The following is a 14,723-nucleotide window of genomic DNA, read 5'->3' on the forward strand; positions in this document are numbered from 1 at the left end:
AATTTGCATCAAACCGAATGTTAATCAATAACCACCAAAGGGACGTATCTTAGCTCACTGCTATACAAAAGTGGCGGATGAAAAAATACTCTTATACCATAGAAATAACCTCTTGCAGTACTTTTTTTTGTAAGTAGTTTATGGAAAGTTTCCTTTAAAATGAGACTTTTTCTAGTAAATATATTAAAATCATTTAATAATGATTCATGGATAATATTTACTAATGATGATATGATTACTTTAATCAGATTTTCCCCTAGTAGCTCTCCGTGGTCAGAAGTGACTACTATAGTTCCGTCAAGATTTTTTATAAGCTTATATACATAATTAAGTACAATTTTGACATTATCCTCATACATACGGGCTAATAATTTCCAATTATGAGATATTATTTTGTTTAGTGTATTTCTTATCATATGGTCAAGAGATCCCTTAAGGAAGTCTTCACCGCTACTTTTATAAGTAATTTTTTTAAGCATATTAACGAACTCTTCACTTAAATAAGGATAATGTGGTTGTATAAACCATATTATTGACCTTTTCATTTTTTGAGTTCTTTTCCATACTTCAGTGTTAACTCTTACTATCCTATAGAGTCTCCACGGCGGTACAGTCATTAATTTGTCGCTCCAAGCTATTTTCCATACTTCAATAACTCTCTCAAATTTATCTTTGGCCTTCCAACATATACCCGAAACACATGTTTCTTTATTAGAATTATTTATATAGGGATTAGCAGAAAAAACGACTGTATTGGGAAACTTTTTCGTAAAAACAGATGAAAGCCATTCTAAAGTCCAAGATGCAGGGCTTTTTGCTTTGTATACTGTATATTGTGTTAATTTCCATAATTTAGCAAAATAATCATAACGACAAGCGTCCAGTACGATAAGGTGGTCCCAAGACAAATTATGAATTAGATTTATTTGATTTATAGCTGATTTGTTATCAGTTATAATTCTCAACGTTTGTTGCCCTAATAGACTTTATTTCTTGTTTAGATCATGTCTGAAATCTCTCCTGGTTCCGCAAGAATTATGGCCAAGTTCTTAGCCATGGATTGTCTAAGAGCTGTATACCTATAGCGAGGAGTACGTCCAAACCCTTCTCCAGTAGCTGTGTGAATAACCTCTTCGTCTCACTGACTAGCAAGTGAAGGATAGCTGCGTAGACTGCCCTCCCTCGAACAGTAGCCATTTCGACCATTACCCAAATATTTCGCAATATCTCAACTAAGAAAGCTGATTGGTAAACGGTAACAGGGGCCCGTGCAGCTGCTACGAGGAGTGCTCGTTGCTCGCTTGCTAAGGTTCTCCATGCTCCATTGCGGAGTGCTCTTCTAAGGAGCCGCTGCACTGCAACGCGTGGAACCGGGTAGGGCCCTGGGGCAAGGAGTTCAACAGTAAGCCTCCAAGCAGCTTCCCTAGCCTTAGCGTATTTTTGCATAGCTAGTATTGATAGTCTTGTTAATAACGTCAAGGCCCCAGGGCCCCGCAGACCGAATGTCCGAAAAAGAAAACATACTGTCCTATAGGGGGATATAAGCCTATCAACCGAGAAGGCGAAGATATCACTATAATATGTGCTTCACGCCAAGTGTCTAACCGAAACATGCTTCTTTCGTTATGGATTAAGAAGCTATTCGACAAAATCTTTTAAAGAGTAACAAGAATAATTAAAACATAATCATTAGAGCCATATGGATGATATAATGTAAATTTCAACTATAATATAAAGTCAAGATAAATTAATGGTTCATAAGAGTTACCTAGCACTCTGCTGCAAGCTGTGCCGTAGAACTTGAATACTTCAATACTTCCTAGTTCTCATTATTGACATCTAAGAATTCTTTTATTTCTTCGTGATTAAGTTTCTTATATCTTTCGAGGCTTCCTACGTCGTACCAGGGGCCTTTATAGATATAGGCTTTTACGCGCATTTCGCTCCTTATCATCCAGGGGATTAGGTCTCCCATTATGTCGAAGCTTTTGCCGAGTTCTTTCTCGGCTTGTGGCAGTACGTTTGGGTTTAGGGTGAGTATGGCTATTGTTGCTTTTATTTCTAGCCAGGGTTTTTCTCGTAACTCTACTATGTTGTTGCCCTCGAGCTTGGCTACGCCTACTGGTACTCGATACCTGTCTGCGAGTGCTAGTACTGCGTCAGCTTTTTCCCGGACGTGGTACTCTAGCAGTTCTTTTACGTTTAGGGGGGCGAGTATGTCTCCGTACCATATTAGGATCGGGTTTGAGTTTAGGAGGCCTTGCTTGTAGGCGTTGAGGACTGCGCCGCCAGTGTCACGGTACTCCTCGGTGTCGAGGCTGTAGTGTATTCTTACTCCCCATCTCTCGCCGTTGTTGAAGTAGTTTCGTATCTGTTTCCATTTGTAGCCTACGAGGAGCACGATCTCTTTTATGCCGTGTTTTGCGAGCCACCGGATGATGTACTCTAGAAGCGGCCTCTCATCGGGGCCTAGTGGAATCATGGGCTTAGGCACTATCTCTGTGTAGGGGCGGAATCTTGAACCCTCGCCTCCGGCAAGGATGGCTGCGACGATATTGTTTATGTTCAAGAGGCTGACCCTCCAGAGAAAAGAGCCTCTGATACGTCTGGCTTATATCCATATTGCTATATTGTTCTTGGCATGCACTCTTACTGTTTCTTGCATAACTCCATTATGATATTTAAAACACTTAAGTACATTAAAAGATTATTTTTGTATTCAGAAATTATCCATATTGGAACCAAGGTGAGGCTTCCTACATCTCTGGCTTAGCGGCTATTGTAATGTATCACTGTGTTTTGCTAGTATTTTTAGCTTTTCTAGAGCCTCGGTGAATGGTATGAGATCTAGTGGCGCCGTCGTGGTCAGTACGAGTTTCTCGGGCTTGCAGGTCTTCTCCACTTCTTGTATTGCTTGCCTTGTTTTCTCTAGGGGGTCTGGGTAGATGCTGCGGGCGTTGATTACTCCTAGTGCTAGGCCCTGGGGGCAGGCCTTGGCTAGTGCCTTTAGGGCTTTGCTGGGTGCGTCTGCGTAGCTTATTGCCACGTAGTCTGCCTTGGCCTCTGCTAGTTCTTGCATGGCTTCGGGGCTTGGGGGGTGGTAGTAGACTGAGAGGATCTTTGTGCCCGCTAGTGGCGCGAAGTATTTGTTGAAGAGCTCTGCGACGAGCTTGGCGTCCTCCTTGGTTGCGTCGGGGTCTCCTAGCCAGGGCTCGGCTACCTCGAAGCCAGCTGCGCCTGCTTCTAGGGCTTTTCTTGCCTCCTCGGCTAGTATCCTTGCTATCTCCTCCGCGAGCCCCTCTGCGCCGATCCCGGCCTCGTTCTTGGAGAGCTTGGCAAACGTCACCGGGCCCGGCACCAATACGCGTAGCCCGTGGCCCTTGGGCAGCCGGGGTGCTAGCAGCTTGGCCCTGGAGGGAAGCACCCAGCGCGCGGGGTCAGGCTTGTCGCGGAACACGGGGACGCGGTAGAAGAAGTTGTTGTCGAAGAACCTCTGCAAACCGTCCACGGCGACGTTCCGCCACGCCTCGGCGAAGGGCCGGAACATGTCGTGCCAAGACAGCACAGGGTCAGCAACCAAGCGGTACCCGAGCCCCACCTGCGCGCCGACCACCAATAGCTCCTCGAAGAACACTGTTCGGTAAGCCTCCAGGAACCCCACCGCGCCGTTATCCAGGTCCCTCATAGCGTGCCTAGCGTTATCACTACGGGGGAACCCTCCTAGCACAAACGCCTCAACCATCAAGCCACCACCCACACCAAGAGCTGCTACAGCACAGAGTCCTAAGACAACCACCACAAACAAGCCAATACAAAAACCCTACCACCCTCCACTCTCTACGACGAAGCGGTTCGCCACGTTCCTCTCCGGGGCCTAGTAGTTATCCTGCGGGGAAGGGGCTGTACAGCTGAGCACGTATATCATTAGTAGCTGCTAGCCCTGCCCGTCATACGGTATGGTTGTCTCTGGGAGGATGAACCCTGGCACGGAGTTGTACGGGACTATGCGTGTTCCTTACTGCTAGCCGGGGCTACACTTTATACCGTGTCTACGAGCATATACTGTTTTGAGGGTGTTTACAGTGAGCGTAGTCATTAGTGTCCGTATACCCCGAAAGCTAAAGGAGGAGCTTGAGAAGCTCGGCGTGAACTACTCTGCAGCGATCCGCAAGTTTCTCGAGGAGCTTGTTCGCCGGGAAAGGGCTCGCAGGCTACGAGAGGAGCTTGAGAGGTTTCGAAGAAGCGTAGACAGGGTTGAGGGTAATCTCGCTGCCGAGTTCATCCGGGAGGATAGGGATGCGCGCTAGACCCGTCGTTGTGGATGCGAGCGTGGTAGTGAAATGGGTTATCCCGGAAGAGTATTCTGAGCAGGCGCTGAGACTGCTCAACGACCATCTTGACGGCAAGATTGAGGCACACGCTCCATGCCTAGTAGTCTTCGAGGCCGCGAGCGCTCTGAGAAAATACGTGCTCCGCGGAATACTGTCCGAGCAACAAGCGCGAGAAGCCATGAAACTCATATGGAAAGCAGAACCCGTCATAGAGCACATAGGCTCGCAGCAAGCAATCGAGGCGCTCAGCCTCAGCTTAGAGCTAGGCATAACACCCTATGACGCAGCCTACCTCGCATTGGCGAAGAAGCTCGGAGCAGTACTCTTCACCGCCGACGAGAAACTATTAGCCAACCCAAAGATAGCAGACATGAAGATAGTCAAGCACATAGCCAGCTACGAGTAGGGCCAACCCAAGCACAAAGCAGCGGCCTTAGAGCTACATACGCTATCTCTTCTTCCTGCCTTGGAGTAATTGGCGTAGGAGCTCCTCTACGCGTGGGCTCACGTACTTGTCTGGGCACGGGGGCTCTACTGGTTCCCCGCGTTTGGCTTTCTCGACGCGCTCTGGGAACCCGAGCACGATTTCACGTAGTAGCTCATTGGTGTCGAGGACTCCCTCGTACTTCTCCCTGTAAATAACCCTCCCGTTTTCGGCTAGCGCTGCGAGCGTCGTCGGCGATGCCTTTACCAGGTATTCTTCGAAGGTCTTGGCGGCTGCCTCTGAGTCGCAGTCCTTTTCGAACCAGGCGCAAAGAACTATTACGTAGAAGTAGCCCTGCCTATCCCCATGCTCCTCTATGAAGGGGTACCAGTACTTGTCATGGATTCTGCAAGCAGGGCATCTAGTGTTGTCGAAGTAGACGACGTAGGTGCCGTCTCCTAGTTCTCCCGGCCGGAACGCCTCTCCCTCGGTGCGTAGCAGCCTCCACTTCCGGGTAGAGGGGTCGTAGACGTATATGCCGTGCCTGCTTCCGGGGCCCACCTTCTCCACTACTTCTCCGCTCTCCTCGCGCAACTCTCTCCACATCTTCTTGGCCTTCTCCTCCAGGAGCCTCTTGATCTCCTCGTTGACCGGGCTACCCATGGATCCGTCACCCCCAGGAGCTAGATTGGGAGAATCCTCTTGGCTCGCTGGATCCTTGCAAAGCGGTAGAGGTGTAGCAGCGGGATCACACCGAGAAACAAATAGCAAAGCCAAATTCCTACTACACGGCTTAACCATCTTGCGGTATTTCTAAGGAATAACCTTTAGTCCCAGCTTTGAAGCTCTTCTCCGAAGCTTTTTATCATACGTAGCCAATACGAGGCCATGATGAAGAGCCATGGCAAGAATGATATAGTCATTCACCTCTTTTACATTCTCCCCATCTACTTCAAGCATATGGAGCGCGTTAAGAATAACTATTTTGGGTTCTAATACGTATGTTATCCTAGGGTCTTCAAAGTATTCTTGTAGTTTTTGTGCAACAAAGTCCGGGCTCGCACCCACGAGTCGGAGCATGACCCATATATATTCGTGGATAACAATTGATGGAATATAGATTTCCTTGGCGCCATCAATAATCCCTATCGCCTCCTCGTGGTGCTCACTATCCTCAACGGTCTCGTATACTAGGATATTCGTGTCAGGAAGTAGCTTCAATCATCATCTCCTCAACAGCTTCCTCCATTTCCTCAACACTTATCTTCTTACCAGCCCTTAGCGTCAACCTCCTTTTTCGCAACGGAACTATTTTGATAACACCTTCAGCCTCATCATAAACTACTTTAACGAGATCACCCTCCTTTATCCCTGCCTTGGCCCTTACCGCTGCAGGAATAGTGACCTGGTAATGACGAGTAACCTTAACAACCTCTTCAACCACAATAATTCCCTAGTAAGGAAGTGTATACTACTACTACATAAGGATTTCTAGTAGAGAGCTATTATCCGCAATAAGGCGTTTAGATAAAACCGGTAGCTCAATACATATTTCAGGAATACTCTTTCGCCTACCGCTCCAAGGCCCGGTCCAGCAATTTTTCAATAATCCTTCATACTCCCTAGTCCTCTTAGCACTACAGAGCGGCGCGGCTCCGATTATGCTGCCTCCACCGGCCTGTAGATACCCTTCTTCTTGGCCTCCTCTAGCATCTCTAGTACCTTGTCGTCGCCTAGGTCGCGCCACTCAACATAGGCGTCTGCTACGGCGAAGACGGGGCCACCCCTAAGGTTGAGCACTGCCACCCTCCTGGCCTCCTCTGCGACCCTCTTGGAGCCGTCGATGCTCCCAGTGGGTGCTGCGGCGTAGACCCGTGCCCCCAGCCCGTTGAGAAACCTTGTGGCTGCGACCATTGTCCAGCCAGCAGCAATGCCGTCGTCAACGACAAGTACCGGTGTATTGTCTAGTCTCGGGTACCTAGGCGTGCCCCTCAGCAAGGCGAGTCTCCTCTTCACGGCCTCCGACGCCCTAGCCACCTGCTCCTCAGCAACCTCCTCGCCGAGCAACGCGGCCACGGCCTTGTCAACCACTACTGTTCCGCCGGGAGCAACTGCGCCGAACCCGGCCTCGGTTGTCCAGGGAAAGGTCGCCTTCTTCACCGGCACCACGTCCAGCACGGCGCCAAGCCTCTCGGCAACCACGATGCCGACTGGGACGCCTCCAGCAGGAATAGCGTAGACGATGCGAGGCCTAGGCACAAGTCTCTCACTGATCAACTGTCTCAAGGAACGCGGCCAGCTTCTCCCCGGCATCCCAGCGGTCGCGGAACACCGGGGCACGCCAAGAAGCCTCCTCACAGTAATAGACGCCGTCGATAACGGAGACGCTGCACTCCAGGGACACTATGCAACGCACCCTAGTGGTAGCTAATATGAGAAGAGTATGATAATCCTTGACGTAATTGTGTTCTTCTCCGTACGTCCTGCCAAGGAGCGAAGCAGTGATTATTCGGTGGAGTGCGGGAGGGGTTCCGTAATACCTTACCAGCTATCTATAACCACTATTTACTTATGTAGTACCCAAAAGGTATACATTAACGTTAGTACTCGAGTAAGAGTCCCGAGAACTTAAAGAGGAAATGAATAAACTATGGGGGATCGGCTTGACTAAGGAAATAAGAGCATACGTGAGGAAGCGAAGACGCGCGTATAGGAAGCAGAAAGCGCTCGAAGAGATTAGCAACGGGCTCGAAAAGCTCCCTGAGAGCCCAAAGGGCTTAGGAACACGGCTCGTGAGGGAAGACCGTGACAATCACTAATACATCTGACTCGGTGAAGCACATGATTATGGGTACAGGGCTTCTAAAAAGACCCAAGCGATAGTGTTATCAAGCTAGAGGACGAGGCTACTTAAGAGCAAGGCGCAGAGAAGCTAGGCATAAGAACGATACTCGTCCCATAGCTTGCCTATCAACTCCTGCAGGGTGGTGGGGGGCAAACCGTTACGCTGTAGGTCCAGCCGCATCTCCCGCACACCGTGCTTATCCTTACCCCGCCGCATCCCGGGTTTCTCTCCTCCTTTGCCTCGAGCACCGCTCCGCACATGGGGCAGCGTCTCGGAACCACGAGTACTAGCTGGTGCCCATCCTCAATCCTCTCCTCTACGTCTACTAGGAGGCCCAGTCTCCGCATCTCTCCTATCTCGGAAAGAATAGTGTCTCTGAGTCTCTCGGAGAGTGTTCTTGCAATCCTCTTCGCCGTACGTGTCGAGACGAGGCAGTCCAGGTTAGCTATAGCGGTTAGCTGCCTAGAGGCAGCCTCTAGGAACGCGGCCAACACGTCCCTGCCCCTATTGAGCCTCGTTGCAGCCGACTCGAGGAGCCCGGTGAGCATTAGCTTGGCCAGCGCGTCGGCGTCGCCGAGTATCCTTTTCGACTCTCCGTCCTCCAGTACTCTGCGCACGCGCTTAGCCAGCTCCTCGGGGTAGCCAGACTTCTCCAGAGCCTCCTCAAGCAGCAAGGCTCTCCGCCGGGGGCATAGCTCTCCGGCTTTCTTCTCGAGCGCAGTCACAGCGTCACTGAGCAGGCTAGCAACAAACACGGCCTCAGCGTCAGCGCCCTCTCCAAGGGCTACCCGGTAAGCATAGAGCGCCGCGAGGACAGCGTGGTTGACGAGGAGCCCGCTGCTCCCCCAGACCTCCTCCTCGACGCCCTTAACGGCCTCAATGAGCCTCCGATGCCTCTGGAGAAGCTCTTCGGGCCTAGCCACTTCTTTGCCGGCCTTACTCATTGCTGGCGCAGCCTCCGAGGGAATAGGGGTCGCTTGCGACGTAATTATCCTTACTATCGAAAACACGGCACCGTGGGCGAGAATATGGAGCTTCGGCTCGCCCATAGGTTTAAGAAGCCCTGGGGATTCGTCTTAAGACTAGTTGTTAACTGGAAAGGGTTTCGAATAGAGTAGGTGAACAAGGTATGGGTAAGGCAATGAGTGCTTTGAAGGCAATATTCTACCTGGTAGTGATAGCGGGTATAGCGTTCTTCATCGTGGACCTCTACTATACTAGGAGCGGGTGGAGCACAAGCCTAGCAGAGAAGCCGGAGATACAGCCGCAGGGGACAAACATAAGGATAAACCTTGTCTTGGACATCTATAATCCGTCGCACAGCGAGGTTCGGGCGAAGCTCGTCTGGTACAGCATATACCTCGACAACGAGTACGTCGGGGAAGGGCTGAAGCCTTATCTCGACCTCAAGCCTGGCCACAACAAGGTAAGGCTGAGCGTGACTATAGACACTCTGCGCCTCCCATGCGCGGTTGCGGAGGCGCTCTCGAAGGGTAATGTAACGGTGAGCGTCAAGGGCTACGCGATAATAACGCTGATGCTCTTCGGCAAGGTGGGGTACAAGGACATAACGGTCCCGATTAACACGCAGCCCTACAAGGAGGCGGTCAAGCTGGACCCAGTAACCAAGAGGGCACTGGGCATCGTTACAGCTATGTGTGAGCTGGCAAAGACAGGGAAGCCGGCAGCACAGTGGCCTCCAATACCCGGAACGGGCTCGCCATAAAATATCGTGGGGCTTGATATTCTGTTATGCCGGTGGCTAGGAGGCCTCAACTTTCTCCACGACTATTTTACAGCCTTTCTCGCCGTAGTCTTCGGCGTAGACGAGGTAGTCTCCGGGGCTGAGATACTTCCTTGACTCTGGATCGCGTGTCGCTACAGCTCTTGCGCCGAGCGCTCTCAACACGCCTACAACGACTCCTACAAATGCTGCAAGCTGTAGCCCCTTGGCACCGAAGGGGCATTGCTCGCTGACGAGTTCGAGCCTATTGTCGCTGATCCTCTTTGGCGTAAACAATCCGATACTCTCGTCGAGCGTTATGCTTCTCGCCGCCGAGTGGCATGAATAGTGAACCTCGAGTACTTTTAGGAAATCGCCTTTAGGAATAGATACTATGTCCTTGGTAGCCTCTATGAGGCCGGGGAGAGCAGCGACAGTAGCCTCGGCTAATGCGTCTGCAACTACTCGGAACCCAGCTTCTCCGAGATACTTCTCAGCTATTCTTGGAAGCTGGTCGAAGGCAAGCTTGCGAAAATAAACCTGATATGCCCTTAGAATCATGGACAACTTGTCTCTATCTTCCAAAACTAGCACCATATACACTACAGTAGCAAGTTATAGCAAATAAGCAAGCTACATGAAAAACCCATCAACAGTATTCATACGGCCTGCTTGGAGCGATATGGGTTGAAAACTTAAACTACATAACCAGTGTTACACCCTTCCCGCCTGCCTCCATAAACACTGTTTATTGACTTTCAACTACATATCTGAGAATAGGAATGACCAGCAACTACTATTCTCTTGGAGGGCAGCATACTCCTTGAATAGGATTGATTCTGAGCCTATAATTAAGCCTGAAACTAAGGAGGAGAAAAAGAAGAAAGAAGCCCTCTTCAAGCTCGCAGACAAGTTCCGAGAAGCTGCACGGGAGAGAAGAAAGTACCTGCGCGAAGAGGGCTTCAAGGTTGTTGTAACCGGTAAGGGTGGAGCAGGAAAGACGACAACTGCGGCCCTCCTTGCTCGGATTCTTGCACGCCGAGGCTACAAGGTCTTAGCCATTGATGAGGACCCGCAGATAAACTTACCCAACGCGCTCGGCCTGCCAAAGGAGGTAGCCGACAAGATTGTTCCGCTGAGCCGGAACGTGGACTACATAGAGGAGAAGACTGGTGCACGGCCTGGCGAAGAGTGGGGTGTCTTTCTAATAGTTAACCCGGACGTTAGCGATGTGATTGAGCGATTTGGGGTAAAGGGGCCCGACGGCGTAACGATACTGGTCATGGGTACTGTTGTGCAGGCTGCCACTGGGTGCCTCTGCCCTGAGAACGCCTTGCTAGCAGCGGTTATGGACTACCTCGTCCTCCGAAAAGGCGAAGTAGTTATCATGGATACTCAGGCTGGCCTTGAGCACTTCGGCAGAGCAATAGCAAAGGGCTTCAAGCAGAGCATAGTGATAAGTGAGCCGACGCATAACAGTATGCAGGTAGCTGCCCACGCAATGAGGCTGTCCCACGAGCTGGGTATACCCTACATACACCTGGTTCTGAACAAGGTTCGTAGCGAGAAGGAAGTCGAAAAGGCAATGAAGCTTGCAAAGGAGTTTGGTGCACCGGAGCCAACAAGCGTAGTATTAATACCCTATGACCCGACGGTGTTGGAGTACGAGCCTAATGTGGGCCCACTACTCGACATGAACCCCAAGCCTCCTATAGTTAAGGCGGTCGAGGAGCTAGCCGATATCGTTGAAAAGTATGGGAACCTTTAAGTAAACGCAATAGCATAGATACCTTTACGAGTACGCACTCTTTTTCACTCCATACTCCTAGTTTTTATAGAGGATTAGGCCAGGGTGCGTCGTGTGCAAGATACCGAGAAACTGGTACCATTCGATAAGCTTCGGGAAAGGTGTGACCCTGCATGTATTACTAGGGTTAATGCATCGCTGAAAATGATTGAGGCCTTTAGGGCCTTCTTCGAGTCGCTAGCGTATTACGAGATTCCCAGCTTCTTTGACAGGATAGTGCCACGTGAGACCGCATTCTACATGATAGCCGAGATGATGGCCCGTGCCACGGAGAGGGCGTTCCCAATACTGCTCCATATAATGGAGGAGTTGCATGGGAGACCTATTCCCTACTCCACTGCGAAAGGCCTTGATAGGCTACTTATACATAACCACTGTCATACAAAGATGGCAGAGATACTTGGCTACCCTGTAGTAGTGTTCCACGCCTCTAAGGAGAATAACAAGATCGTTTTCCGTACCTCGAGGTGCCCCTTCGAGAAGGAGAAGAGGGGGCGCCCCCTTATCTGCGCGGTGTGTCTCGGCGTTATACTTGGCTCGACGAGGTTCTTGCTAGAGAATCGCCCAGTCTACCTCGTGAGGACGCGCAAGGAGCTCAGCTCTATTCCTCCCGGGGCCATAGTTATTCAGCAGACTCGTCGAAGCAGGGGATGCCGTATAGAGGTGTTTGAGAAGTGAGCTTCAGGGAAGACGACTTTCACGAGGACAAGCTTATGGCTCCCTGTGAGCAGGCGGTACGCGACATTATACCCGCTATTAAGGCCGCCATAGCCGTCCTACTCAAAGAGAAGCATGGCTACAGTATTACTCGAATAGCCCGGATACTAGGCGTGACCCCGACTGCTGCGCAGAACTATCTTAATGGTAAGCGCGGCGGAGCCTACCTTCACCTCCTACTAACCATACCGGAGCTCCGAGGCGAGGTCGAGGAGGCGGCAGAGGCGATAAACCTGCTCAGGGAGCGGGGGTATAGTGTGAGGGCGGCTTCTTTCCTTCTATGCAGGCTTTGCCGCGACATAAGGTACTATGTGGAAAAGAATAAGCTGGACTGCGGCCCAGTCAACACTGGAACACATTCGCGCTCTAGGTGAAGGGCTCCACCATAATCGGGGCAACTCCTGTAACCACTAGTATGACTAGCGCTGCTACTATGCCGGCGAGCACGCGTAGCTCTACCCTGCTACTAGTGCCTAGCTCCGCGAGAGCCTTGTAGAGGATCCACGAGGCTGCGCTTATATTCAGCAGGCTCGAAGTCACTGCGAGTACAAGGCTCAGCGTACCGGCCTCGAAGAGCACGCTTAGCGCTAGCACTTCTGCTCCGAAGAATACTAGCCCTGGCAAGGGTAGGAGCCCTATAGCGGTGAACGCTACCAGCCTGCCATCGAGGCTGCTGGCTCCCCAAGAGGTGCTTATCACCGGTATTAGTGCAAACGTGTGAGCAATAGCGTATAGTGTTGCCGCGTTGGCTACCCTGTAGGGCTCTGTAGGGGTAAACATTGCTGCAGCGATGAGGCTCATATGTGCTACGCTTAGATATGCCACGGCGGAGGGAAAATCGTTTACAGCTATGTGGCGATGGGCTACTAGGAGCGCGTAGAGTGCACCGATAAGAGCTATAGTGATGACTAGTTGTGAGCCTCCTAGTAGCCCGTATAGGCTCAACAAGGCCAGGCCGTAAAGCCCCATCTTCGTCATAATCACCGAGGATGCTGCGACAATCGGTGGATTCTCAGCATATAGTCGCGGGACCCATGAGTGGAAGGGAAACACCGCACCCTTTATCATAAAAGCCAACACTAGAAGGGCTAGTACAAGGAGCCTCGTTTCTCCCCCCAGCTGTGCTAGGTCGCAGAGAGCATCGCTTCCTAGGCGGCTCAGGGCGAGCATTGAGGCTGCTGCCAAGAGTATGCCAGCAACCTGCGTATAGGCTAGGAATAGGAGTGCTTGTTCCACACGGCCCCTTCTCCTAGCCATGTAGTATAGTGGGAGCACTGTGGTTTCCCAGAAAATCAGCATCCATACAAGGTCCCCTGACGAGAAGAACCCTATTAGGCCTGCAACGATTATCATTAATGCTGCATAGTCTATCCCATCATCTCTACTGCTCGTCAATACTGCTACTAGTGCACCCAGCGCCGCTACCAGTGAAAACACTGAGGAAAGCTTGGTGAAAGAAACTCTCAGCAACGGGATAAAGGGTGAAACACTGATACCGGTCCCAGCCCCCTTGGCACCGAGCACTCCTACGAGTAGCGCTACCAGGGAGAGCGCTATCACTGATACCGCTCTAGCATGCCTTCTGTAAACAGCACTGATTAGAGCAGATGCCAAGAGCACGGCGTAGACCAGGCCATATAGAGCCACATACACGTACCCACCCATCTTCTTCACCCCATGGGCGCGAATGGGAACAATGCGATGAGCATTATCGAGGCAACTGTCGAGACGAACAGTGCCTGCCTAGACGGATACCCGGCCGAGCGGATCATAAGCAGGGTCTCATAGTAGAAGTAGAAAAGCAGTGGAGAAGAGACAAGGAGGGCTCCAAGAGCTGCTATCATCCTTAGCATGCTATGGCTGCTCGCAAGAAGTACGAGGATCTTAGCCAGGAATGAGCCAGCCGGAGGTATACCCACCAGGCCTATTAGGAGCGCTGCGAACACAAGGTCTACTCCAAGCCCCCGTCGCTGACTCCCTGGAGCAGCCTCGGCAGAGTATATCAGGGCTATGAGGCCCGCCTCTCCTAGAACGTAGCAGGCCAAATAGTACGATAGAATACTGGGCCCGAGCCCGGCGAGTGGTACGAGGAAGAGGAGTAGGGATAGGTGAGCTATTGAGCCGTAAGCTAGGCTCTTTCTCGGATGCCTCGGGTATGAGGCGCCTACAAGGCTAGCCCATATGGCGGCGAGAATAGCTACAATGTATAGTGAGGCATATATAGCTGAATACGAGTGGCCATTGCCATGCACTGCGCTGACCAGCACGTATGCTACGGGTATCTTTGGCGCAGTGAAAGCTGCTAGAATACTGGGCAACGAAGCCTTGTATACTACATCAACACCCCATAGGTGGAAGGGCGCTATGGCAAGCTCCAATAGCGCTCCAATAACCACCAGGAGGTACGAGTATGGATTATTGCCTCCAAAGAGGCCAAGTGCTATAAATACCACTGCAACCGAGCTCGCAACAAAGAACTCTAGTGCAGCCTCGTAGCCCTTACTGCTTTCCCCGAGCGCTATTGCAGCATACGATGCAGCCACGCTAGCCTCTAGCCCGAGAATAAAGAGAGCGAGGCTATGGCCTAGCCCTATCTGAGCAATAAGTGCGCCAGCAGCTATTGCTCCAGCGAGACTAGTAGTGGCTGGGTCTCCGAGAATCGCTGCCAGTGTTGGGCCTAGGAGTATCGTGTAGAGCAGTAGTGCCTTGTAGCCCTCTACAGGCACGGCGTAGAGTATTGTTGCCAGCCAAACGGATATGAGGGAGAGAGAGCCCAGTACGAGGGCGATCTCATGGTAGCGTTTGAGGCCGATAGCTGTGGCGGAAAGGAGTATTGCTAGTCCTGCTCCAAGATAGACTGCCCCCAGGCTCATCTT

Annotated in this window: 19 protein-coding genes and 1 pseudogene; 7 read left to right on the forward strand and 13 right to left on the reverse strand. The window is 51.2% G+C overall.

Annotated elements, in window-relative coordinates; translation table 11 throughout:
- Positions 1 to 20: 20 nt before the first annotated feature.
- From SBG41_RS08680 to SBG41_RS08695, 4 genes are all read right to left on the reverse strand, one after another.
- Positions 21 to 965, reverse strand: a complete 945-nt coding sequence (locus tag SBG41_RS08680; protein ID WP_317895147.1) for a hypothetical protein — start codon at positions 963 to 965, stop codon at positions 21 to 23.
- Positions 966 to 1,035: 70 nt separating this feature from the next.
- Positions 1,036 to 1,479, reverse strand: a complete 444-nt coding sequence (locus tag SBG41_RS08685; protein ID WP_317895148.1) for a hypothetical protein — start codon at positions 1,477 to 1,479, stop codon at positions 1,036 to 1,038.
- Between the two features lie 340 nt (positions 1,480 to 1,819).
- On the reverse strand, positions 1,820 to 2,569 hold the full coding sequence (locus SBG41_RS08690) for a nucleotidyltransferase family protein (protein WP_317895149.1): 750 nt from the start codon (positions 2,567 to 2,569) through the stop codon (positions 1,820 to 1,822).
- Between the two features lie 207 nt (positions 2,570 to 2,776).
- Positions 2,777 to 3,742, reverse strand: a complete 966-nt coding sequence (locus SBG41_RS08695; RefSeq protein ID WP_317895150.1) for a hypothetical protein — start codon at positions 3,740 to 3,742, stop codon at positions 2,777 to 2,779.
- Between the two features lie 340 nt (positions 3,743 to 4,082).
- Here SBG41_RS08695 and vapB point away from each other — a divergent pair, with 340 nt between their 5' ends.
- Complete coding sequence (vapB, locus tag SBG41_RS08700; protein ID WP_317895151.1) at positions 4,083 to 4,307, forward strand: type II toxin-antitoxin system VapB family antitoxin; 225 nt, start codon at positions 4,083 to 4,085, stop codon at positions 4,305 to 4,307.
- Complete coding sequence (locus SBG41_RS08705) at positions 4,297 to 4,737, forward strand: type II toxin-antitoxin system VapC family toxin (RefSeq protein WP_317895152.1); 441 nt, start codon at positions 4,297 to 4,299, stop codon at positions 4,735 to 4,737. The genes vapB and SBG41_RS08705 overlap by 11 nt, the downstream gene beginning before the upstream one ends.
- 42 nt (positions 4,738 to 4,779) lie before the next feature.
- Here SBG41_RS08705 and SBG41_RS08710 read toward each other — a convergent pair whose 3' ends face one another.
- The 5 genes from SBG41_RS08710 to SBG41_RS08730 form a co-directional block, all read right to left on the reverse strand.
- Entirely contained in the window at positions 4,780 to 5,418 is a 639-nt protein-coding gene (locus SBG41_RS08710) for a hypothetical protein (protein WP_317895153.1), read from the reverse strand.
- Between the two features lie 150 nt (positions 5,419 to 5,568).
- Positions 5,569 to 5,976 (reverse strand): PIN domain-containing protein, encoded by a 408-nt coding sequence (locus tag SBG41_RS08715; RefSeq protein ID WP_317895154.1) that lies wholly within the window; start codon positions 5,974 to 5,976, stop codon positions 5,569 to 5,571.
- The gene (locus SBG41_RS08720; protein ID WP_317895155.1) at positions 5,960 to 6,199 is read right to left on the reverse strand and encodes an AbrB/MazE/SpoVT family DNA-binding domain-containing protein; all 240 of its coding nucleotides are present in this window, start codon (positions 6,197 to 6,199) and stop codon (positions 5,960 to 5,962) included. Before SBG41_RS08720 ends, SBG41_RS08715 begins: the two co-directional genes overlap by 17 nt.
- A gap of 215 nt (positions 6,200 to 6,414) precedes the next feature.
- Positions 6,415 to 7,014, reverse strand: coding sequence for a phosphoribosyltransferase (locus SBG41_RS08725; protein ID WP_317895156.1), 600 nt, complete (start codon positions 7,012 to 7,014; stop codon positions 6,415 to 6,417).
- A 7-nt stretch (positions 7,015 to 7,021) separates the two neighbouring features.
- Complete coding sequence (locus tag SBG41_RS08730; RefSeq protein WP_317895157.1) at positions 7,022 to 7,171, reverse strand: hypothetical protein; 150 nt, start codon at positions 7,169 to 7,171, stop codon at positions 7,022 to 7,024.
- A 217-nt stretch (positions 7,172 to 7,388) separates the two neighbouring features.
- Between SBG41_RS08730 and SBG41_RS08735 the strand changes: the two are divergent.
- Positions 7,389 to 7,574 (forward strand): annotated as a pseudogene (locus tag SBG41_RS08735) (hypothetical protein); the annotation flags it as partial.
- A 151-nt stretch (positions 7,575 to 7,725) separates the two neighbouring features.
- On the opposite strand, the gene SBG41_RS08740 reads toward SBG41_RS08735, so the two are convergent.
- Positions 7,726 to 8,649 carry an HD domain-containing protein gene (locus SBG41_RS08740; protein WP_317895159.1) on the reverse strand — a complete coding sequence of 308 codons (924 nt, stop codon included), beginning with the start codon at positions 8,647 to 8,649 and terminating at the stop codon, positions 7,726 to 7,728.
- 80 nt (positions 8,650 to 8,729) lie between these two features.
- On the opposite strand from SBG41_RS08740, the gene SBG41_RS08745 reads away from it, so the two are divergent.
- Positions 8,730 to 9,326: a hypothetical protein gene (locus SBG41_RS08745; RefSeq protein ID WP_317895160.1), complete on the forward strand. Its 597-nt coding sequence runs from the start codon at positions 8,730 to 8,732 to the stop codon at positions 9,324 to 9,326.
- Between the two features lie 36 nt (positions 9,327 to 9,362).
- Here the strand turns inward: SBG41_RS08745 and SBG41_RS08750 are convergent, their stop codons facing one another.
- Complete coding sequence (locus SBG41_RS08750; protein WP_317895161.1) at positions 9,363 to 9,908, reverse strand: hypothetical protein; 546 nt, start codon at positions 9,906 to 9,908, stop codon at positions 9,363 to 9,365.
- A 238-nt stretch (positions 9,909 to 10,146) separates the two neighbouring features.
- On the opposite strand from SBG41_RS08750, the gene SBG41_RS08755 reads away from it, so the two are divergent.
- From SBG41_RS08755 to SBG41_RS08765, 3 genes are all read left to right on the forward strand, one after another.
- Positions 10,147 to 11,091, forward strand: a complete 945-nt coding sequence (locus SBG41_RS08755; protein WP_317895162.1) for an ATP-binding protein — start codon at positions 10,147 to 10,149, stop codon at positions 11,089 to 11,091.
- A 93-nt stretch (positions 11,092 to 11,184) separates the two neighbouring features.
- The gene (locus tag SBG41_RS08760) at positions 11,185 to 11,808 is read left to right on the forward strand and encodes a methanogen output domain 1-containing protein (RefSeq protein ID WP_317895163.1); all 624 of its coding nucleotides are present in this window, start codon (positions 11,185 to 11,187) and stop codon (positions 11,806 to 11,808) included.
- On the forward strand, positions 11,805 to 12,221 hold the full coding sequence (locus tag SBG41_RS08765; protein ID WP_317895164.1) for a hypothetical protein: 417 nt from the start codon (positions 11,805 to 11,807) through the stop codon (positions 12,219 to 12,221). The genes SBG41_RS08760 and SBG41_RS08765 overlap by 4 nt, the downstream gene beginning before the upstream one ends.
- Here SBG41_RS08765 and SBG41_RS08770 read toward each other — a convergent pair.
- On the reverse strand, positions 12,214 to 13,512 hold the full coding sequence (locus SBG41_RS08770; RefSeq protein ID WP_317895165.1) for a proton-conducting transporter transmembrane domain-containing protein: 1,299 nt from the start codon (positions 13,510 to 13,512) through the stop codon (positions 12,214 to 12,216). The genes SBG41_RS08765 and SBG41_RS08770 overlap by 8 nt on opposite strands.
- 5 nt (positions 13,513 to 13,517) lie before the next feature.
- Positions 13,518 to 14,720 carry a proton-conducting transporter transmembrane domain-containing protein gene (locus tag SBG41_RS08775; protein WP_317895166.1) on the reverse strand — a complete coding sequence of 401 codons (1,203 nt, stop codon included), beginning with the start codon at positions 14,718 to 14,720 and terminating at the stop codon, positions 13,518 to 13,520.
- Positions 14,721 to 14,723: the final 3 nt, after the last annotated feature.

Origin of the sequence: Pyrofollis japonicus (assembly GCF_033097485.1) — an archaeon.
Taxonomy (GTDB): domain Archaea; phylum Thermoproteota; class Thermoprotei_A; order Sulfolobales; family Pyrodictiaceae; genus Pyrofollis; species Pyrofollis japonicus.

Coding starts and splice junctions, on each gene's coding strand:
- SBG41_RS08705 (WP_317895152.1), top strand. CDS start 4,297: ATGCGCGCTAGACCCGTCGTTGTGGATGCGAGCGTGGTAGTGAAATGG.
- SBG41_RS08770 (WP_317895165.1), bottom strand. CDS start 13,512: ATGGGTGGGTACGTGTATGTGGCTCTATATGGCCTGGTCTACGCCGTG.
- SBG41_RS08775 (WP_317895166.1), bottom strand. CDS start 14,720: ATGAGCCTGGGGGCAGTCTATCTTGGAGCAGGACTAGCAATACTCCTT.
- SBG41_RS08740 (WP_317895159.1), bottom strand. CDS start 8,649: ATGGGCGAGCCGAAGCTCCATATTCTCGCCCACGGTGCCGTGTTTTCG.
- SBG41_RS08695 (WP_317895150.1), bottom strand. CDS start 3,742: ATGGTTGAGGCGTTTGTGCTAGGAGGGTTCCCCCGTAGTGATAACGCT.
- SBG41_RS08710 (WP_317895153.1), bottom strand. CDS start 5,418: ATGGGTAGCCCGGTCAACGAGGAGATCAAGAGGCTCCTGGAGGAGAAG.
- SBG41_RS08745 (WP_317895160.1), top strand. CDS start 8,730: ATGGGTAAGGCAATGAGTGCTTTGAAGGCAATATTCTACCTGGTAGTG.